17 protein-coding genes and 1 pseudogene are annotated in these 17,775 nt (G+C 73.0%); 12 read left to right on the top strand and 6 right to left on the bottom strand.

The window, feature by feature from the left end:
* Nucleotides 1–172 precede the first annotated feature (172 nt).
* Both AB0G35_RS14290 and AB0G35_RS14285 read left to right on the top strand, forming a co-directional pair.
* On the top strand, nucleotides 173–1,018 hold the full coding sequence (locus tag AB0G35_RS14290; protein WP_360948283.1) for a DeoR/GlpR family DNA-binding transcription regulator: 846 nt from the start codon (nucleotides 173–175) through the stop codon (nucleotides 1,016–1,018).
* A 311-nt stretch (nucleotides 1,019–1,329) separates the two neighbouring features.
* Nucleotides 1,330–1,803 (top strand): SRPBCC family protein, encoded by a 474-nt coding sequence (locus tag AB0G35_RS14285; RefSeq protein ID WP_360948281.1) that lies wholly within the window; start codon nucleotides 1,330–1,332, stop codon nucleotides 1,801–1,803.
* 276 nt (nucleotides 1,804–2,079) lie between these two features.
* Here the strand turns inward: AB0G35_RS14285 and AB0G35_RS14280 are convergent, their stop codons facing one another.
* The gene (locus AB0G35_RS14280; protein ID WP_360948598.1) at nucleotides 2,080–3,177 is read right to left on the bottom strand and encodes a PLP-dependent cysteine synthase family protein; all 1,098 of its coding nucleotides are present in this window, start codon (nucleotides 3,175–3,177) and stop codon (nucleotides 2,080–2,082) included.
* A 546-nt stretch (nucleotides 3,178–3,723) separates the two neighbouring features.
* On the opposite strand from AB0G35_RS14280, the gene AB0G35_RS14275 reads away from it, so the two are divergent.
* The gene (locus AB0G35_RS14275) at nucleotides 3,724–4,011 is read left to right on the top strand and encodes a hypothetical protein (RefSeq protein WP_360948279.1); all 288 of its coding nucleotides are present in this window, start codon (nucleotides 3,724–3,726) and stop codon (nucleotides 4,009–4,011) included.
* Between the two features lie 173 nt (nucleotides 4,012–4,184).
* Nucleotides 4,185–4,703: an ATP-binding protein gene (locus tag AB0G35_RS14270; RefSeq protein ID WP_360948277.1), complete on the top strand. Its 519-nt coding sequence runs from the start codon at nucleotides 4,185–4,187 to the stop codon at nucleotides 4,701–4,703.
* Between the two features lie 119 nt (nucleotides 4,704–4,822).
* On the opposite strand, the gene AB0G35_RS14265 is transcribed toward AB0G35_RS14270, so the two are convergent.
* Nucleotides 4,823–5,161, bottom strand: coding sequence for an SHOCT domain-containing protein (locus AB0G35_RS14265; protein ID WP_360948596.1), 339 nt, complete (start codon nucleotides 5,159–5,161; stop codon nucleotides 4,823–4,825).
* A gap of 248 nt (nucleotides 5,162–5,409) precedes the next feature.
* Here AB0G35_RS14265 and AB0G35_RS14260 point away from each other — a divergent pair, with 248 nt between their 5' ends.
* The 3 genes from AB0G35_RS14260 (at nucleotide 5,410) to AB0G35_RS14250 (ending at nucleotide 7,799) form a co-directional block, all read left to right on the top strand.
* Complete coding sequence (locus tag AB0G35_RS14260; protein WP_360948275.1) at nucleotides 5,410–6,060, top strand: TetR/AcrR family transcriptional regulator; 651 nt, start codon at nucleotides 5,410–5,412, stop codon at nucleotides 6,058–6,060.
* Between the two features lie 183 nt (nucleotides 6,061–6,243).
* Nucleotides 6,244–6,837: a DUF4865 family protein gene (locus AB0G35_RS14255; RefSeq protein ID WP_360948273.1), complete on the top strand. Its 594-nt coding sequence runs from the start codon at nucleotides 6,244–6,246 to the stop codon at nucleotides 6,835–6,837.
* Complete coding sequence (locus AB0G35_RS14250) at nucleotides 6,834–7,799, top strand: phosphotriesterase (protein WP_360948271.1); 966 nt, start codon at nucleotides 6,834–6,836, stop codon at nucleotides 7,797–7,799. Before AB0G35_RS14255 ends, AB0G35_RS14250 begins: the two co-directional genes overlap by 4 nt.
* 249 nt (nucleotides 7,800–8,048) lie before the next feature.
* Here the strand turns inward: AB0G35_RS14250 and AB0G35_RS14245 are convergent, their stop codons facing one another.
* Nucleotides 8,049–9,269 carry an ROK family protein gene (locus tag AB0G35_RS14245; protein ID WP_360948269.1) on the bottom strand — a complete coding sequence of 407 codons (1,221 nt, stop codon included), beginning with the start codon at nucleotides 9,267–9,269 and terminating at the stop codon, nucleotides 8,049–8,051.
* Between the two features lie 17 nt (nucleotides 9,270–9,286).
* Between AB0G35_RS14245 and AB0G35_RS14240 the strand changes: the two genes are divergently transcribed.
* From AB0G35_RS14240 to AB0G35_RS14230, 3 genes are all read left to right on the top strand, one after another.
* On the top strand, nucleotides 9,287–10,549 hold the full coding sequence (locus AB0G35_RS14240; RefSeq protein WP_360948267.1) for an MFS transporter: 1,263 nt from the start codon (nucleotides 9,287–9,289) through the stop codon (nucleotides 10,547–10,549).
* A gap of 244 nt (nucleotides 10,550–10,793) precedes the next feature.
* On the top strand, nucleotides 10,794–11,612 hold the full coding sequence (locus tag AB0G35_RS14235; RefSeq protein WP_360948265.1) for a maleylpyruvate isomerase family mycothiol-dependent enzyme: 819 nt from the start codon (nucleotides 10,794–10,796) through the stop codon (nucleotides 11,610–11,612).
* 89 nt (nucleotides 11,613–11,701) lie between these two features.
* On the top strand, nucleotides 11,702–12,019 hold the full coding sequence (locus AB0G35_RS14230) for a DUF6332 family protein (protein ID WP_360948263.1): 318 nt from the start codon (nucleotides 11,702–11,704) through the stop codon (nucleotides 12,017–12,019).
* On the opposite strand, the pseudogene AB0G35_RS14225 reads toward AB0G35_RS14230, so the two are convergent.
* Nucleotides 11,980–12,072: pseudogene (locus tag AB0G35_RS14225) on the bottom strand (DNA-binding response regulator); the annotation flags it as partial. The gene AB0G35_RS14230 and the pseudogene AB0G35_RS14225 sit on opposite strands and share 40 nt — an antisense overlap.
* Before the next feature lie 363 nt (nucleotides 12,073–12,435).
* Nucleotides 12,436–13,143 (bottom strand): TetR/AcrR family transcriptional regulator, encoded by a 708-nt coding sequence (locus AB0G35_RS14220; protein ID WP_360948261.1) that lies wholly within the window; start codon nucleotides 13,141–13,143, stop codon nucleotides 12,436–12,438.
* A gap of 277 nt (nucleotides 13,144–13,420) precedes the next feature.
* Between AB0G35_RS14220 and AB0G35_RS14215 the strand changes: the two genes are divergently transcribed.
* Nucleotides 13,421–13,861 carry a nitroreductase family deazaflavin-dependent oxidoreductase gene (locus tag AB0G35_RS14215; protein WP_360948259.1) on the top strand — a complete coding sequence of 147 codons (441 nt, stop codon included), beginning with the start codon at nucleotides 13,421–13,423 and terminating at the stop codon, nucleotides 13,859–13,861.
* A gap of 395 nt (nucleotides 13,862–14,256) precedes the next feature.
* Here the strand turns inward: AB0G35_RS14215 and AB0G35_RS14210 are convergent, their stop codons facing one another.
* Entirely contained in the window at nucleotides 14,257–15,462 is a 1,206-nt protein-coding gene (locus tag AB0G35_RS14210; protein WP_360948257.1) for a geranylgeranyl reductase family protein, read from the bottom strand.
* A gap of 202 nt (nucleotides 15,463–15,664) precedes the next feature.
* Here AB0G35_RS14210 and AB0G35_RS14205 point away from each other — a divergent pair, with 202 nt between their 5' ends.
* Complete coding sequence (locus tag AB0G35_RS14205) at nucleotides 15,665–17,029, top strand: dipeptidase (RefSeq protein WP_360948255.1); 1,365 nt, start codon at nucleotides 15,665–15,667, stop codon at nucleotides 17,027–17,029.
* Nucleotides 17,030–17,775 lie beyond the last annotated feature (746 nt).

The raw sequence follows: 17,775 nt of genomic DNA, 5'->3' as shown, positions 1-17,775 counted from the left end.
AGCACGAGCCTCTGCCATCTCGGGCGTCCGTCGGTCTCCGTCGGGGGGCGTCGGGGGCGTCGGGGCGGCGTCGGTGTCAGTGCCTCGTGCGAGGATGAGGGCATCAGTGATCGCAGGCGGGAGCCGGCGCATACGAGCCGAGACGGCGAGCCGGGCGGAAGGGACGGGCGGGGTGAGCGACAACCAGAACCTCCTCGCGGAGCAGCGGCGGGCCCTGATTCTCGACGAGGTCAGGCGACGCGGCGGGGTGCGGGTCAATGAGCTCACCCGCAAGTTGAGCGTGTCCGACATGACGGTCCGTCGCGATCTGGACGCACTGGCCCGCCAGGGCATGGTGGAGAAGGTGCACGGCGGCGCGGTGCCGGTCAGCGAGCCGAGCGCCCATGAGCCCGGATTCGAGGCGAAGTCCGGGCTGGAGCTGAGCGCCAAGGAGGACATCGCCAAGGCGGCGGCCCAGATGGCGGCGCCGGGCAGCGCGATCGCGCTCGCGGGCGGTACGACGGCCTTCGCGCTGGCGCAGCAGCTGCTGGACGTGCCGGATCTGACGGTGGTCACGAATTCGGTCCGGGTGGCCGATGTGTTCTACACCGCCCAGCGAGCGGCGGCCAGCGGCGGCACGGCGCCGCGGGCCGGGGCCGCGACGGTGGTGCTGACGGGCGGGGTGCGGACGCCGTCGGACACGCTCGTGGGACCGGTGGCCGATGCTGCGATCCGCTCGCTCCATTTCGACGTGCTGTTCCTCGGGGTGCACGGCATATCGGTGGAAGCCGGGCTCTCGACGCCGAATCTGGCGGAAGCGGAGACCAACCGGCATTTCGTGCGTTCCGCGCGTCGGGTGGTGGTGGTCGCCGACCACACCAAGTGGGGCACGGTCGGGCTGAGTTCGTTCGCGACGCTGGACGAGGTCGATGTGCTGGTGACGGACGCGGGGCTGTCCACGGCAGCCCGGGCGGAGTTCGCGGAGCTGCCGCCGGAGCTGGTGATCGCGGGTGAACTCCCGGAGGACGGGGAGCTCTGACCGTCGGCGAAGGCTAACGAGCGGACGGCAAGCCCTGAGAGCTGCGATACCCACCTGGGGGCAGCGAAAGAGGCCGACTGCCCGGGGGCCGACTACCGGTGGATGGCCGGTCACCCGGGGGCGGCTATCGGCGGGGCCTGGCAACCTGATGGCGTGCCAGGTAGCGGGCGGACTACCGGGCAAGGCTCTGGCTACCTGATGGTGTGTCAGGTAGCGTGTGCGACCCATCGCCACCTCGCCCGCCATCGCCCGTGCTGTCCCAGCCCGTCCGGCCCACCCGGCCCGGCCCGTCCCCCAGGGGGTGCTCGTCCATGGCACGCCGACTCCGCGCCGTCGCGCTGGATTTCGTCGAGTCAGCACCGGTGCGGCTGGTGTTCAGCGGAGAGGTCGCCGCGCCGCCCAAGGCGGTCTATGCCGCGCTCGTGGACGATGTGGCGGGGTGGTCGTCCTGGTTCACGGGCGTGGCGTGGGCGACGTCGACGCATGACGGCCGGGGCCGCGAGGTGCGGCTCACGGGAGGTACCCGCTTCGCCGAGACGGTGCTGGCGGCCGAGCCGGACGGGCGCTACGCCTACCGCGTCGACACCACCAACGCCCCTGGGCTGCGTGCCCTGTTGGAGGACTGGCGACTGACGCCGGCGGGCGAGGGCACCCGCCTGCGGTGGACGTTCGCGGCGGACGGCGCAGCGCCGTTCCGCTGGGTGATGGCACTGGCCAGGCCCGGATTGGCCCGGGCCTTCCGGGACTCGACGCGGGCCCTGGACCGCCGCCTGGCTCGCCGGTAGCTGGCCTTCTCCCCCGTCGGCCGTTGCGCCCGTTCGCGGGACGGCCCACGGCCCCGGCGGCCCGGCGGCCCCACGCAGGAGTCAAGCAGCCCGCCCCCGACGGGCTCACCCAGCCACGGGGAAGCCCACCCAGCCCAGCCACAGGCGGACTCACGCAGCCGCAGGCCGGCTCACGTAGCCCCGACAGCCCCGCCCCCACGCAGCCCGACGAGCTCAAGGCGCCCCGGCCGAGCTCAAGGCAGGCCCGGACGGGCCCTTCAAGCGGCCCAGGCCGCCTCAGTCAGGCCAGCGCCCCGTGGTCAGGAACTCGTCGAGGGTGCGTGCGTAGGGCGTGATGTCCAGGCCCTGGGCGGCCAGCCAGTCGTCGGAGTAGTACTTGTCGAGGTAGCGGTCGCCGGGGTCGCAGAGGAGGGTGACGACGGATCCCGTACGGCCCTCGGCGACCATTTCGGCGACGATCCTCAGGGCACCCCACAGCCCGGTACCGGTCGAGCCGCCCGCCTTGCGGCCGATCGCCGCCTCCAGGGCGCGTACGGCGGCGACGCTGGCTGCGTCCGGGACCTTCATCATCCGGTCGATCGCGCCGGGTACGAAGCTCGGTTCCATCCGCGGCCGCCCGATGCCCTCGATGCGGGAGGCGGTGGCGCAGTCGGTTCCGGCGTCGCCGGTGAGCCAGCCGTCGAAGAAGCAGGAGTTCTCCGGGTCGGGGACGCAGATCCGGGTGTCGTACTGCATGTAGTGGACGTAGCGGGCGATGGTCGCGGAGGTGCCGCCGGTGCCCGCGGTGGCCACGATCCAGGCCGGTTCGGGGTACCGCTCCAGCCGCAGCTGCTGGTAGATCGACTCGGCGATGTTGTTGTTGCCGCGCCAGTCCGTGGCTCGTTCGGCATAGGTGAACTGGTCCATGTAGTGGCCGCCGGACTCGGCGGCGAGCCGGGCGGAGACCTCGTAGACCGTCCGCGGGTCCTGGACGAGATGGCAGCGGCCGCCGTGGAACTCGATCAGCCGGGTCTTCTCACGGCTGGTGGTGGCCGGCATGACCGCGATGAAGGGGACACCGATCAGCTTGGCGAAGTACGCCTCGGAGACCGCCGTGGAGCCGCTGGACGCCTCGATGACGGGCTTGCCCGGCCGGATCCAGCCATTGCACAGCCCGTAGAGGAACAGCGAACGGGCCAGTCGGTGCTTGAGGCTGCCGGTGGGGTGCGTCGACTCGTCCTTGAGGTAGAGGTCGATGCCCCACTCCTCGGGCAGCGGGAAGCGCAGGAGGTGGGTGTCGGCGGTGCGGTTGGCGTCCGCCTGGACCTTGCGTACGGCTTCTTTCAGCCAGTTCCGGTAGTCCGGATCCGAGCGGTCGACGTCGACGGTCGGCATCGGCGCCTCGGCCGCAACCGCGTCGCCGGGCAGGCCCGTGGGGTGCTGTGCAGTACTCACCGGCGCGCTCCTCAGACTTTTGTGCGCCCGCGCACGACGCCGGGCCCGACTCCGACTATAACTACCGGTCGCACCCTTCTCACCTGCATAAACATCACTTTGAGAGACCCCAAGGAGGGCTGGGGGCGGGCCATTTGCGGCGGGGGTGCCGCTGTAGTTGCCGGCGGAGCCGGAGGTCGGAGGCAGGCGGTGGGTGAGCGCCGGAGGCCGGGACGTCGGAGGCCAGGACGCCGGAGGCCAGGACGCCGGAGGCCAGGACGCCGGAGGCCGATGACCGACCGGGCGCCGGGACGTCGGAGGCCGATGACCGACCGGGCGCCGGGACGCCGGCCGCCGGTGACCGACGGCGCCGTCGCGACCGGCGTCCCCGAGGGGCCGCGCCCTTACCCGGGACCAGTGGCACTGGTGCACAGGGCGACCTCCCGGCAAACTTCCCACAAGGGGCGGCGGAGGGGATCCGCCCGTTTCACCGAGGAGGTGCCGGCCATGGCGGAGCCGGAGTTCACCGCGACCGGCGTACGGATCGAGCGCGCGCTGCGGTCGCTGACCCGCGCCGGGCAGGTGGTCATCAGTGACGGCCGGCTGGTGCTGCTGACCAGCTACGGCACGGAGATCGACAGCGCCCCGCTGCAGTCGGTCGAGGCACACAAACCGCTGTTCGCGGCGCGGGACCGGGCGCTGGCCACTCTCAACGGCCACCGTTATTCGCTCACCCTCGACACACCGGAACTCTTCTTCAAGGCCCTGGAAACGGCCCGTCCACCGCGTTCCTGACCGCCGCCGTGGCCGGTGGGGTGCGGTTGCGGGAGCGCACCGTCTGACTGACCCTGGACTCGTATCACTGAGGGTTCACCAGCGGTGACGCTGTGGTGCAGCGGGCATCGCTGGATCCGATCTTCGCCCTGCCAGGAACGGGGGGCGCCCGGCCTCATCAGGGAGTCGCGGTCGTGATCACGCAGCCCAGCAGGCACTGCTCGGTGGAGCTCCACGCCGTTCCGGCGCGCATCGGACATGTGCGAAGAATCGTCTCCTCTCAGCTGCGGCGCTGGCATCTCGACGCCCTGATAGACCCCGTGACGCTCGGGGTGACCGAACTCCTCGCCAACGTCCACCGGCACGCGAGCCCCAGCAAACGCTGCACCGTCGAACTCAGCCTTCTCCTCAGCCGGTTGACGGTCTCGGTGTACGACGACGATCCCCGGCTGCCGCGGATCAGGACCGCCGGCAACTGGGAGACCTGCGGTCGCGGCCTGGCGCTGATCGCGGCGCTCAGCGAGAGCTGGGGGATGCGTCCGGAGGGCGGCGGAAAGGTGGTGTGGTTCACCCTTCCGGCCCTGACCGCCGCGCCCGCCGAGGCCCGTACGGCCCGCTCCCGCTGGGACCCGTTGCCGAGGGACGACACCCCCGCCCGCACGCCCGCCGAGGCCGCACCCGGGAGGGGCGTACGGGGCGCGCGGGTTGGCTGACCCCCGGGAGGGTCGTACGGGCGGCGACGCCTCCGGTCTACAGACCGACCAGGAAGGCGGCCGGGGGCGACCGGCGCGACCAGGGCGCGATCACCGTCAACTGCCCCGGAGGGAAGGGCTCATGCCGTGCCGCCCTCGGGGCCGCCGGTGGCGAAGTGCTCCTCCAGGACGGACAGTCGGCGCCAGTACTCCTCCTCGTCGATCTCGCCCGCCGCGAATCGGCGTCCCAGTACGGCGATCGGGGTCGGGACGTCCGCCCCGGAGGGACCGGCGGTACGGGCCGTGCGGGCGGTGGAACGGAGGCCGCCGCCAAAACGGAGGCCCGGTCCGCCGTGGCGCCAGATCGTGCGGCGCAGCAGGGTGACCACGCCGAAGACCGCCAGCGCCCAGAGGAACGGGACGAAGAGGATCCAGGGACCGGGGCCGCCACCGGACCAGGGGTGGGCCAGCTCGAACATCGCCATCAGCTCCTTTGAAGGACGGGACCGCCGCCCCTGCGGGACGGCCGCCGTTGCCCTTCCGAGCCTGGTCTCCCGGGGGCCGTACGTCGTCGTACGGCCAGCGGCTTCACCGGTACCACGCGGGGAGTACGCGGGGGCCGGATGACTGCTTCACCGGCCGCAGTACGGCACCCCGACACCCCTCCCCCGCCCCTTCCCCCACCCTCCCTTGAATTCTGTAACTACTAGTATGTACAGTCGCGATCATGAACACTCAGGAGCACGCGTCCGCCCCTCCGGGGCGGCAGCAGCAGCCCGGCGCGCAGGAGCGGCTGCTGCGCAGCACCCAGGAGCTCCTCTGGGAGCGCGGCTACGTCGGCACCAGCCCGAAAGCGATCCTGGAGCGCGCCGGCGTCGGACAGGGCAGCATGTACCACCACTTCTCGGGCAAGTCCGATCTCGCCCTGGCCGCCATCCGGCGGACCGCGGAGGGCATGAAGGCGGCCGCCGAGGAGTGCCTGTCCACTTCCGGTACGGCCTACGACCGGGTGGCGGCCTATCTGCTGCGCGAACGGCGGGTGCTGCGCGGCTGCCCGATCGGGCGGATGACGCAGGACCGCGACGTGGTGCAGAGCGCCGAACTGCGGGGCCCGTTGGACGAGATGTTCGGCTGGCTGCAGGAACGGATCGCCGAGGTGCTCGGCGAGGGGGTGCGCCGCGGCGAACTGGCCGCCGCACTGGACCCGGTGGCCACTGCCGCCACCGTCGCGGCCGTCGTCCAGGGCGGCTACGTGCTCGCCAAGGCGGCCGACGACACCGCACCATTCGACGCGGCCGTACGCGGCGTACTGGCCCTGCTCGCGGCCCAGACCACCGGGAGCACCCCCGGCCCCGCACCGGCCGCAGCCGACCGGTGACACCCGCCGCCCCCGGCCCCACACCGGCCGCAAACGACCGATGACACCCGCCGTCCCCGATCCCGCACCAGCCGCAAACGACCGGTGACACCCGCCGCCCCCCCGGTCCCACACCGGCCGCAAACGACCGATGACACCCGCCGTCCGCCGTTCCCCTCCCCTGCCCAGTCCCAGGAGACCTCGATGCACGCCATGCAGTACGCCATCACGCTGCCCGCCGACTACGACATGCAGATCATCCGGGAGCGGGTGCGGTCCAAGGGCCACCTCCTGGATGACTACCCGGGGCTCGGCCTCAAGGCGTACGGGATGCGGGAGCGCGGTGTCGACGGCTCGCCGGTCAACCAGTACGCGCCGTTCTACCTCTGGGCCGATCCGGAGGCGATGAACGGCTTCCTGGTGGGCGACGGGTTCCGCGGCGTGATCCGGGACTTCGGGCGGCCGGTCGTACAGCACTGGCGGGGGCTCTTCCACCGGCCCGGCCCGTCGGCCGGTGCCGTCCCCCGCGCGTACACACGGCGGGCCGACATCCTTCCCGAGAGCGCCGATGTGGCCGCCGTAGTGGCGGAGGCGGTTGCCGAGCAGGAGGAGTTGGCCACGGCGGACGGCGTGCACAGCGCCGTGGTGGCGCTCGATCCGCGGCACTGGGAGCTGATCCGCTTCACCCTGTGGGCGGACGCCGCGGCGGACGTTCCGCCGGCTGCGGGCGATCGCTATCAGGTGCTGCATCTGTCCGCCCCGGGCGTCGCCCGGATCGGTGCGGGGCAGCAGTGGTGACCGGGCCGACGACAGTGGTGACCGGGCCGACGATCCGTACGGTCCTGGGCGACGTCTCCCCCGCCCGCCTCGGCGTCTGCAACGCACACGACCACCTGTTCCTGCGCAGTCCCCAACTTCCGGGGCAGGAGCTGGCCGACGCCGGTGCCGCGGCCGCGGAACTGGCCGCGTTCCGGGCGGCCGGCGGCGCCGCGGTGATCCAGTGGACGCCGTACGGCATGGGCCGGGGCGCCGCCGAACTGCCGCGGCTGGCACGGGAATCGGGGGTCACCCTGGTCGCCGCCACCGGGCTGCACCAAGAGGCGCACTACGCGCCCGGCACGGTGGAACGCGTCCGTCCGGGGTTGGCGGAGTTGTTCGTCACCGAGCTGACCGAGGGGATCGGCGACACCGGGACACGAGCCGGGATGATCAAGGTGGCCGGCGGGTTCCACGGCCTGGACCCGCACGCCCGGTACACCATGGCCGCGGCCTCCGAGGCCCAGCGGGCAACGGGTGCGGCCATCGGGGTCCATCTGGAGCTGGGCACCGGAGCGCTGGACGTACTGGAGCTCCTCTGTGGCGAGTTGGCGGTGCCGCCGGACCGGGTGATCCTCGGGCACCTCAACCGTTCGCCCGATCCCGTGGTCCACCGGGCAGCCGCCGAGGCGGGGGCGTATCTGGCCTTCGACGGGCCCTCGCGGGCGCACCACGCGACGGACTGGCGGCTGCCCGAGGCGCTGGCCGCGCTGGCGGAGGCGGGCTTCGGTGACCGGATCCTGCTCGGCGGGGACACCACGACGGCCGCCGCGCGCTCGGTCGACGGCGGCCCCGGCATGCCGCATCTGCTCCGCCGCCACCGGGCCCGGCTCGAACTCGCCCTGGGCGCCGAGCTGGTGACCCGTTTCCTGACGGACAACCCGGCGCGGGCGTTCGCGGCGGAGTGGGAGGCGGGGGTGGCGGAGGTGGCGGGCTGCGGCTAGGGCCGGGGGGCGGGCTCCGTCTAGGGGGCGGGGTGGCGGGCTTGGCCCAAGGGGTGCGGGCTCGGTCCAGATTTCCGGCGCCGATTTCCTGGCCCTATTTTTTCCCCGCCGCCCACCCCCCTTCGGGGGGTGGGCGGGTGCGGTGGTCCAGTGCCGCGACGCGGCCCCTAGACCGTTACCGCGCCCCTCGACCGTCACCGCACCCCTCAACCGTTACCGCGCCCCTCGACTGTCACCGCACCCTCGACCTCACCGCTCCAACACCACCAGCGGATCGTCCAGGACCGGCTGCCAGGCCAGTTCCGCCGCCCCCACCAGGCTGTTGTGGTCGAGGCTGCACGGCAGGATCGGTACGCCGCCGCTGCGGCCCCACAGGCTGCGGTCGGCGACCACCGCGCGCAGTCGCTCCGGATCGGCCTCCAGCAGGGAGCGGTGCAGCCCGCCGAGGATGATGCGGTCGGGGTTGAGGATGTTGACGAGCCCGGCGATCCCGAGGCCGAGCCGGTCGATGAGGAGGTCGGCGGCGGCGTGTACGTCCGGGTCGGCGTACTCGTCCCGGAGCAGGTCGGCGGCCTGTTGGAGGAGCGAGACCTCGGGGCCCGGTTCGCGGCCGGCCGCGACGAGGAAGGCGAGCGGGTCGGCCTCGACGTCCAGGCAGCCGCGGCTGCCGCAGTGGCACGGCGCGCCCTCGGGGTTGACGGTCAGATGCCCGACCTCCAGCGCCAGCCCCGAACTGCCGCTGTGCAACCGCCCGTCGAGCACCAGCGCCCCGCCGACGCCCCGGTGGCCGGAGGCCACGCAGAGCAGGTCACGGGCGCCCCGGCCGGCGCCGTGCCGGTGCTCGGCGAGCGCCCCGAGGTTGACATCGTTGCCGGTGAAACCGATCGCCTCGGTGACACCGGGGATGCCGGCATCGGCGAGCGCCTGGAGGAAGAGTGCGCGTACGGGTGCGCCCGAAGGCCAGGCGAGGTGCAGGGGGTTGAGGGCCTCGCCGTCCGGTTCCGCGACGGCGGACGGCACCGCCAACCCGGCGCCCAGGCAGCGCCGCCCGGTCTCGCGCAGCAGGTCCGAGCCGGCCGTGACGGCCTCGGTGAGGACGTGGGCCGGATCGGCGGGGATGGTTCCGCAGCCGCTCGTCGTCGCCACGATGCGCCCCCCGAGGCCGACCAGGGCGACCCGGTACCCGTCGGCGTGGATCTGTGCGGCGAGCACCACCGGGCCGTTCTCGTTGACGAACAGCCGGTGGGACGGGCGTCCTTGGGAGCCGGCCGAGGCGGTCGGCCGGGAGTCGACGGTAATCAGGCGGAGCGCTTCGAGCTCGGCGGCCACCGCGCCAGCCGTCGCGCGGGTCACGCCGAGTTCCGAGGTCAGCACGGCACGGGTGGGCGCGCGTCCGGTGTGTACGAGCTCCAGTGCGGGTCCGAGGGCGCCACGGCCCCGCTCCAACCTGGTTGTCCGAATCTGGGTCACCCCCCTATTCTGACTTTGTGCCGACGCTAAACAAAATACGGTGGGCCTGGAAGCAGCACCACGGCCCCGTCCCCGCCGATCGACACCTGACCCCGTACGCCTCCGACCCGTCCCGCACCGCCCTGACCCGACTCCGCCTCGCCCTCACCGCGTTCTTCGCCATGGACGGCTTCCTCTTCGCCGGCTGGGTCGTACGGATCCCCGCGATCAAGCAGCAGACCGGCGCCGGCGCCGGTGCGCTCGGGCTCGCCCTGCTCGGCGTGTCGGCGGGCGCGGTCGCGTTCATGATGCTGACCGGACGACTGTGCCGCCGGTTCGGCAGCCATGCCGTGACGACCGCCTCCGGGGCCGCCATGGCGCTGAGCATCGTGCTCCCGCCACTCACCCACTCAGCCACCGCGCTGGGGCTCGTCCTCCTGGTCTTCGGCGCCGCCTACGGCTCGCTCAACGTCGCCATGAACAGCGCCGCCGTGGACCTGATCGAGGCGCTGCGCCGCCCCGTGATGCCGAGCTTCCACGCGGCCTTCAGCCTCGGCGGCATGCTCGGCGCGGGCCTGGGAGGGCTGATCGCGGGCCGCCTCTCCCCCACCGTGCACCTGCTGCTGCTCGCCGCGATCGGCCTGCTGGTGACGGCCGTCGCGGGACGGGTGCTGCACACCCACCCGGCCCCCGTCGCCCCCGAGCGGATGCCGGCGTCCGCGGACCACCGACGGGGCGCCCACCCGCCCCGGGGGCGCCGTCTTGTCCTCGTCTTCGGGCTGATCGCGCTCTGCACCGCCTACGGGGAGGGCGCGATGGCGGACTGGGGTGCGCTGCACCTCTCCCAGGACCTCTCCGCCGGGCCGGGGCTCGCGGCCGCCGGCTACGCGGTGTTCGCGCTGGCGATGACCGCGGGGCGGCTGTCGGGGACCGCGGTGGTGCAGCGGTTCGGGGCCACCCGGTCGCTGATGGCGGGCGGTACGACGGCGGCCGCCGGCATGCTGCTCGGCGCGCTCGCCCCCACCGCCTGGGCGGCCTGCCTCGGCTTCGCCGTCGCCGGGATCGGGCTCGCCAACATCTTCCCGATCGCCATCGCCCGGGCCGGTGAGGCCGGCGGCGCCGACGGGGTCGCGGCGTCCTCCACGGTCGGCTACGGCGGCATGCTGCTCGGCCCGCCCGCCATCGGGTTCCTCGCCGAGACCAGCACGCTGCCGATCGCCCTCACGACGGTCGCCCTGCTCGCCGCGGTCGCGGCCGGAATCGCCTACGCGACCCGGCAGACGCACCGCCCGGACCGCTAGCGCACTCTCCACCGGTCCTGCACCGCGCCGGCCGGGGGCCGCGCCCCTGCCGAACGCCCCCGGCCAGACGCCCCCGGCCTGGCGTGCGCCGGCCGGGGCATGCGGCGGCCGGGGCATGCGGCGGCGCCGGGGCATGCGGCGCCCGGGCGTGCGCCGACCAGCCGGGAGCCCTCCCTCTCCTGGCTGCTCGGGGCGGTGGACCCGCGCCGGTGCGTTGTCAGTGGCGGCTGGCACACTCGTGGGCATGGAGATCACTGAGTTCGTCGAAACGCTGCGTCTGGACGGCGGTCTGCTCGCCGACGCCGCCCAGGAAGCCGGCCCGGACGCGGCCATTCCGGCCTGCCCGGAGTGGCGGATGCGGGACCTGGTCGTCCATATAGGGCGGGTCCACCGCTGGGCGGCGGAAATCGTGACGCAGGGACTGCAGGAGCGCAGCCGGCCCGCGGAGGCACCGGAGCTGACCGACGACGAAATCGTGCCCTGGCTCCGCGAGGGCCACCACCAGCTCGTCCTGGCGCTGCACGGCGCCCCGCGGGACCTGGCGGCCTGGACCCTCCTGCCGTCGGACTCCCCGCTGGCGTTCTGGGCCCGCCGGCAGGCACACGAGACGTCGGTGCACCGCGTCGACGCCCAGCAGGCGGCAGGCGCCTCCCTCACGCCCCTGCCGTCCGCCTTCGCCGCCGACGGCGTCGACGAACTCCTGACGGGCATTCACTCCCTGGAGCGCAGCAAGCTGCGCACGGACATACCGCGGACCATGCGGGTGCGCGCCACGAACGTGCCCGGCGCCGACTGGACCGTGCACCTCTCCGACGCCCCGCCGCGCGCGATCCGTACGACACCGGCACCGGCATCCGCACCGGCACCGGCGTCCGCATCAGCAGCGGCATCGGGCACCTCGGTGGACGGGCCGCCGGCCGACGTCAAGCCCGCCGACTGCACGATCGAGGGCCCCGCCGAAGAGCTGTACCTCGCCCTGTGGAACCGCCTGCCGTGGGACGCCCTCACGGTCACGGGCGACCAGGCACTGGCCGAGCTGTGGCGCGAGCAGGGAGGTATCTGAAGGGGGGATCTGGAGGGGTATCGGAAGGGGGTGTCCGGAGAGGGTGTCCGGGGTGACGGGCGGCAGGATGCGGGTGGGAAACTGACGGGATGTCGCCCACCCGTAGCCGCGCCGAGCGTGACGCGATCACCGTCGAGATCATGTTCGCGCTGGTCAGCGGCGGGTTCCTGGGTGCCACCGGGTTCCTGGTGCTGGGTAGTCCGGTGCTGTGGGCCGGTCTGGCCGGCGCGTGGAAGGGGCCGTGGCTCGCGGTCAGTGCCGTGGTGGGCGGGGTGCTGTGCGTTGGCCAGGTGGTGCGGGTGTTGCGACGGCCGTACGTCGCGTCCGGCGGACGGCCGAGCGCCCAGGACGTCGTGTGGCGGCCGTATCAGCCCAGCCAGCCGGGCCGGACGAGCCCCGACTCGTAGGCCAGAACGACGAGTTGGGCGCGGTCGCGGGCGCCCAGTTTGACCATGGTGCGGCCGGACCTCTGATCAGCGTCTCCGACGGCACCGCCCGGGCCCAGTGACACCACCCCCCAGGTCATCCGATCGACAGGGGGCAACAGTCATGCCGGACCCGGAGGCCAGCGGCCCTCTTGCAGGACCGCGAAAAACATAACGGGGAACGACGAACAACGGGCCGGTAGGGGGAGGGAACGACGAACAGCGGAACGCCGGGGGGCGCGGTACGGCCAAGAGCACGGTACGGCGGCGCGACCAGCCGACCCCGGCGGCACGACCGCAGCGGCACGGCGGGCCGCGGTGCGGGCATGGTGCGGGGTGGGTACGGGGTGGTGCCGGCATTGGCGGGCCGGTTTCAGCCCGGGAGGGGGCGGCCGGATTCAGTGTGGCGTGGTCAGGCCGACGCTGCGGGCCAGCTGGAGGACGGCCTGATCGAAGAACTCCGTGCGGGCCTCGATGACGTTCCGGAACTGGCCGAACAGCTCGAAGCTCAGCAGCCCGAAGAGCTGCGCCCAGGCCCCGACCAGCCGGGCCAGTACCGCACCGGGCAGCTCGACGCCGAGATCGGCACCGAGCGCCAGGGCATCGGACACGACCGGGTCGGGCAGCGGTTCGGCGGGCTCCTTCAGGGCACCGGCGGCATGGGCATCGCGGACCACGCCGATCAGCGCCAGACCCACCCGGGCGGCGGACTCCGTGGTGGTGCGCGGGGCGTGGTAGCCGGGAACGGGTGAGCCGTAGATCAGCGCGTACTCGTGCGGATGGGCCAGCGCCCACTCGCGGACGCCCGTACAGATCGCGGCCCAGCGTTCCACGGGCGTCGCGGCCGCGGTACCGCGGCGGTCCCCGGCCCGCTCCGCGGCCTCGCCGATCGCGTTGTAGGCGTCGACGATCAGCGCGGTGAGCAGGTCGTCGCGGCTGGGGAAGTAGCGGTACAACGCGGAGGAGGCCATACCCAGTTCGCGGGCGACGGCCCGGAGGGAGAGCTTCGCGGCCCCCTCGGCGGCGAGCTGGGCGCGCGCCTCCGCCTTGATGGCTTCGGTGATCTCGCTACGGGCCCGTTCCCTGGCTCCTCGGATCGCAGTCATGTGAGCAGTGTGCCATCTTCAGAGCGCCGCACAAAAACGAGAGCACTGCTCTTGCTTTGGCGCGGCGATAACGTGCACACTGTTCACGAGCGAGAGCACTGCTCTCGAATCAGATCGGCGCTCGGACGGCGCCCTACACGACACGTATCCCGACGACCCAAGCCCCGTAGACGACCACAGCCCGCGGACAACGAAGCTCCGCAGACCACCAGAGCCCCGCGAACAACCGAGGCCCCGCAGACCACCAGACAGCCCCCGAACCCGAGGAGCCCACCCCATGTCCCCCTACCTCAAGCCCAGCCGCCTCGCCGCCCGTCTCAACGGGATCATCGGCTGGCTCGCGCGCCGCGGCATCAGCCTCGCCGGCTCGGCGGACCTGGCGGTCCGGGGCCGTAAGAGCGGTGAATGGCGCCGCGTGCCGGTCAACCCGATGACGTACGGGAACGGCCGCTATCTGGTCTCGGCCCGCGGCAACTCCGAATGGGTACGCAACCTCCGCGCGGCGGGTGGCGGCGAACTGCGGGTCGGACGCCGGGTCCGCCCGTTCACCGCGGTCGAGTTGCCGCCCGCCGAGACCCCCGAGCTGCTGCGCGCCTACCTCGAACGCTGGGGCTGGGAGGTGAAGCCGTTCTTCGGCGAGGTAACCGCCGCCTCCACCGACGCAGAACTCAGCGCCGCGGCCCCCCGCCACCCCGTCTTCCGGATCACCGAGGCCTGACGCTCACTTGACGCTCACCGAAACGCGACCATCGGCGCAGCGTGACGACCGACGACCAGCGTGACGACCATGGAAGCGTGACGACCATGGAAGCGTGACGACCATGGAAGCGTGACGACCATGGGAGCGTGACGACCATGGGAGCGTGCCGACCATCGAAGCGTAACGATCGGCCGAACCGTGGCGATCGGCCGAACCGCAACGACCATCGAAGCCTGACGATCAGCCGAAGCCTCACCATCAGCCAAGCCGAAGCCCGACCGGCACGGAAGCCTGAGACGGAGCCGACCGACCGGCCGACCGACGGGCCGGCCCGGAAGCCCACGCCGATGCGGGCCGGCCTGAAGCCCACACCGATGTGGGCCGGCCGGAAGCCCACGCCGATGCGGGCCGCCCTACCCCCGGTCCAGCGCCTCCAGTGCCCGCCGGGCCACGCCGTTCGTGCGGACGATCTCGGCGAGGGTGGTCGTCCCCCGGGTGATCTTCGCGAAGGCGTGCCAGGCCGGGCGGAAGCCGGTGACCGCGGCGTGCATCATGCCGGGGCGGCGGGAGAAGACCTGGAGCATGCGCCGGCCCACGCCCATCTCCACCCCGAGGCCCGCCTTGATCGCGAAGGCGTAATTGAGCGCCTGGCGACGGGCGTCCACCGCGTCGTGCGCCTCCGCGACCCGTACCGCCCACTCCCCCGCGAGCCGCCCCGACCGCAGGGCGAACGAGATGCCCTCCCGGGTCCACGGCTCCAGCAGGCCGGCCGCGTCGCCGCACACCAGCACCCGGCCCCGGGAGAGCGGCGAGTCATCGGCGCGGCAGCGGGTCAGATGGCCCGAGGAGATGCTCGGCTCGAAGCCCGCCAGCCCCAGTCGGCCGATGAAGTCCTCCAGGTAGCGCTTGGTCGCCGCGCCCTCGCCCCGCGCCGAGATGACGCCGACGGTGAGCGTGTCGCCCTTGGGGAAGACCCAGCCGTAGCTGCCGGGGAGCGGGCCCCAGTCGATGAGCACCCGGCCCGCCCAGTCCTCGGCGACCGGCTCGGGCACCGGAATCTCCGCCTCCAGACCGAGGTCGACCTGGTCGAGCTTGACCCCGACGTGTGCCCCTATCCGGCCGGCGCTGCCGTCCGCGCCCACTACGGCGCGGGCCAGCACCACCTCCCCGTCGCCCAGCACCACCGCGACCGTACGGCGGTCCGGGACCTCGGCGCCGTGCTGCTCGACCCGGGAGACCGTCACACCGGTACGGACCGTGGCGCCGGCGTCCTTGGCCGACTCGACCAGCCGGGCGTCGAATTCAGGACGGTTGATCAGTCCGAAAAGCATCTGCTTGGAGCGGCGGGTGCGGCTCAGCCGGCCGTTCAGCGAGAACGTCACGGCGTGCACGCGGTCTCGCAGCGGCAGGTCGAAGCCGGGTGGGAGGGAGTCGCGCGAGGGGCCGATGATGCCGCCGCCGCAGGTTTTGTAGCGCGGCAGCTCGGCCTTCTCCAGGAGGAGCACCCGGCGCCCCGTACAGGCCGCGGCGTGTGCGGCCGAGGCGCCTGCCGGCCCCGCGCCCACCACCACGACGTCCCACACCTGCTGGTTGTCCTCGGCTGCCCGCTCGCTGCTCACCTGTGCTTCTGCTCCCGTTCGATGGCTGGCTGCGTACCGCCCTCGCATCCTACGGGCCGCTGTTGCGCACGGGGCCTGTGGGAAGATCGGTGGAATGCACAGCCGCAGGGCCACTCCGGGACACCATGCCCTGCGTCCGGCCCGGCCGGCTCACGAGGCCGGGCGGCCGGTCCCCACACGCCGCGCCCACAAGGAGCGTTCCATGTCCGACAGCCCGCTCGCGCAGACCGTCGCCGCGCTGCAGCCCCGCGCCAGGACCGAACTGGCGGAGCTGGTGGCCTTCAAGTCGGTGGCCGATCCGGCCCAGTTCCCCCCGAGCGAGTGCGAGGCGGCCGCCGAGTGGATCGCCGCGGCGCTGCGGGCGGACGGTTTCCAGGACGTGGCACTGCTCGACACCCCGGACGGCACCCGGTCCGTCTACGGCTATCTGCCCGGCCCCGAGGGCGCGAAGACGGTCCTGCTCTACGCCCACTACGACGTGCAGCCGCCGCTGGACGAGGCCGCCTGGGTCTCCCCGCCGTTCGAGCTGACCGAGCGGGACGGCCGCTGGTACGGCCGCGGCGCCGCGGACTGCAAGGGCGGCCTGATCATGCATCTGACGGCGCTGCGCGCGCTGAAGGAGCACGGCGGGGTCCCGGTCAACGTCAAGGTGATCGTGGAGGGTTCCGAGGAGCAGGGCACCGGCGGGCTGGAGCGGTACGCCGAGGCGCATCCGGAACTGCTGGCCGCGGACGCCATCGTCATCGGCGACACCGGGAACTTCCGGGTCGGGCTGCCGACGGTGACCTCGACGCTGCGCGGGATGACCCTGGTGCGCGTCCAGGTCGACACCCTGGAGGGCAATCTGCACTCCGGCCAGTTCGGCGGGGCGGCCCCGGACGCGCTGGCGGCCCTGATCCGGATCCTGGACTCGCTGCGCGCCGAGGACGGCTCGACCACGGTGAACGGGCTGGCCGGGGAGGCGACCTGGGAGGGCCTGCAGTATCCGGAGGAGGAGTTCCGCCGGGACGCCAAGGTCCTGGACGGCGTCGAGCTGATCGGCAACGGGTCGGTCGCGGACCGGATCTGGGCCCGTCCGGCGGTCACGGTGCTGGGCATCGACTGCCCGCCGGTGGTCGGCGCCACCCCGTCCGTGCAGGCCGGCGCGCGGGCCCTGGTGAGCCTGCGGGTCCCGCCGGGCACGGACGCGGCGGCGGCCACGAAGCTGCTGGCGGCGCATCTGGAGAACGCCGCGCCGTGGGGCGCGCGGGTGGCGGTCGAACAGGTCGGCCAGGGCCAGCCGTTCCGCGCGGACACCAGCAGCCCGGCGTACGCCTCGATGGCGGCGGCGCTGCGGGAGGCGTACGACGGGGCGGAGATGCAAACGTCGGGTATGGGTGGCTCCATCCCGCTGTGCAACACCCTCGCCGGGCTCTACCCCGACGCGGAGATCCTCCTCATCGGGCTGAGCGAGCCGGAGGCGCAGATCCACGCGGTGAACGAAAGCGTGTCGCCGGAGGAGTTGCAGCGCCTCTCCCTGGCCGAGGCGCTGTTCCTCCGGAGGTACGCCGCCCACGGTGTCGACTGAAGCCCCACGTACTCGGCTGCAGCGCCGTACTGGTCCCTCACCGTTCCGCTGCGCTGTGCGGCGCCCATACGTGGCCGGCTTTTCCGCCGTGGGGGTTGTTCGCCGTTGCGTGCGTTGCGGCGCAGCGTACGTAGCTGGCTTTTCCGCCGTGGGGGTTGTTCGCCTTTCCGCGCATTGCGGCGCAGCGTACGCGGTCGGCCGTCTCGCCGTGGGGCTTGCTCGCCGTTGCTCCCCCACTGCCTGAAGGGCGTGGGAGGTGCCCCCAGCGGCGGGCTGGGTTTGTTGTGGGTGCGGTGACAGCCCTCCAGACTTCGTCCTCCGGTCTGTCCCCTCCCGTGAGTGGGGGGTGAGGGGCCGGTGGGGGCGGGCGTTGTCGTTCGGCCGTACGTCAGCCTCGTGCCGTGCGTCGCCTCATGTCGTACGTCGCGTCGTGCCGTACCCCGCCTCGGCCGTACGTTGCGTCGTGCAGTGTCGGGAATACCCGCCCCGGCCGGTCGTTGCATCGCGCAGTGTCGGGAATACCCGCCCCGGCCCGTCGAGTTGAGGCCCAGCAGGGGGCCCTCGCACCCCCTACGGGATCTGTTCGACCCACCCCTACGGGACCCCACGCCCCCTTGCAGGCCCCAACGTCCACCCCCACCCACCGCATTCCCACCCCCTCAACGGGAGGGGACGGGCCGGAGGGGCCGGTTGTGTGGACTGCTTCGCTTTACGTCCACACAACCGGCCCCGCAGGACCGTCACCG

Origin of the sequence: Streptomyces sp. NPDC021749 (assembly GCF_040640655.1) — a bacterium.
Classification (GTDB): domain Bacteria; phylum Actinomycetota; class Actinomycetes; order Streptomycetales; family Streptomycetaceae; genus Streptomyces.
The sequence above is the reverse complement of the archived record's forward strand: the minus strand, read 5'-3'. Positions and strand labels throughout refer to the sequence as shown.

Bases quoted from the DNA above. Each gene is read 5' to 3' on its own strand.
- AB0G35_RS14285 (WP_360948281.1), top strand. From the start codon at position 1,330: ATGGCACGCCGACTCCGCGCCGTCGCGCTGGATTTCGTCGAGTCAGCA.
- AB0G35_RS14280 (WP_360948598.1), bottom strand. From the start codon at position 3,177: ATGCCGACCGTCGACGTCGACCGCTCGGATCCGGACTACCGGAACTGG.
- AB0G35_RS14275 (WP_360948279.1), top strand. From the start codon at position 3,724: ATGGCGGAGCCGGAGTTCACCGCGACCGGCGTACGGATCGAGCGCGCG.
- AB0G35_RS14265 (WP_360948596.1), bottom strand. From the start codon at position 5,161: ATGTTCGAGCTGGCCCACCCCTGGTCCGGTGGCGGCCCCGGTCCCTGG.
- AB0G35_RS14260 (WP_360948275.1), top strand. From the start codon at position 5,410: ATGAACACTCAGGAGCACGCGTCCGCCCCTCCGGGGCGGCAGCAGCAG.
- AB0G35_RS14255 (WP_360948273.1), top strand. From the start codon at position 6,244: ATGCACGCCATGCAGTACGCCATCACGCTGCCCGCCGACTACGACATG.
- AB0G35_RS14235 (WP_360948265.1), top strand. From the start codon at position 10,794: ATGGAGATCACTGAGTTCGTCGAAACGCTGCGTCTGGACGGCGGTCTG.
- AB0G35_RS14230 (WP_360948263.1), top strand. From the start codon at position 11,702: ATGTCGCCCACCCGTAGCCGCGCCGAGCGTGACGCGATCACCGTCGAG.
- AB0G35_RS14220 (WP_360948261.1), bottom strand. From the start codon at position 13,143: ATGACTGCGATCCGAGGAGCCAGGGAACGGGCCCGTAGCGAGATCACC.
- AB0G35_RS14215 (WP_360948259.1), top strand. From the start codon at position 13,421: ATGTCCCCCTACCTCAAGCCCAGCCGCCTCGCCGCCCGTCTCAACGGG.
- AB0G35_RS14205 (WP_360948255.1), top strand. From the start codon at position 15,665: ATGTCCGACAGCCCGCTCGCGCAGACCGTCGCCGCGCTGCAGCCCCGC.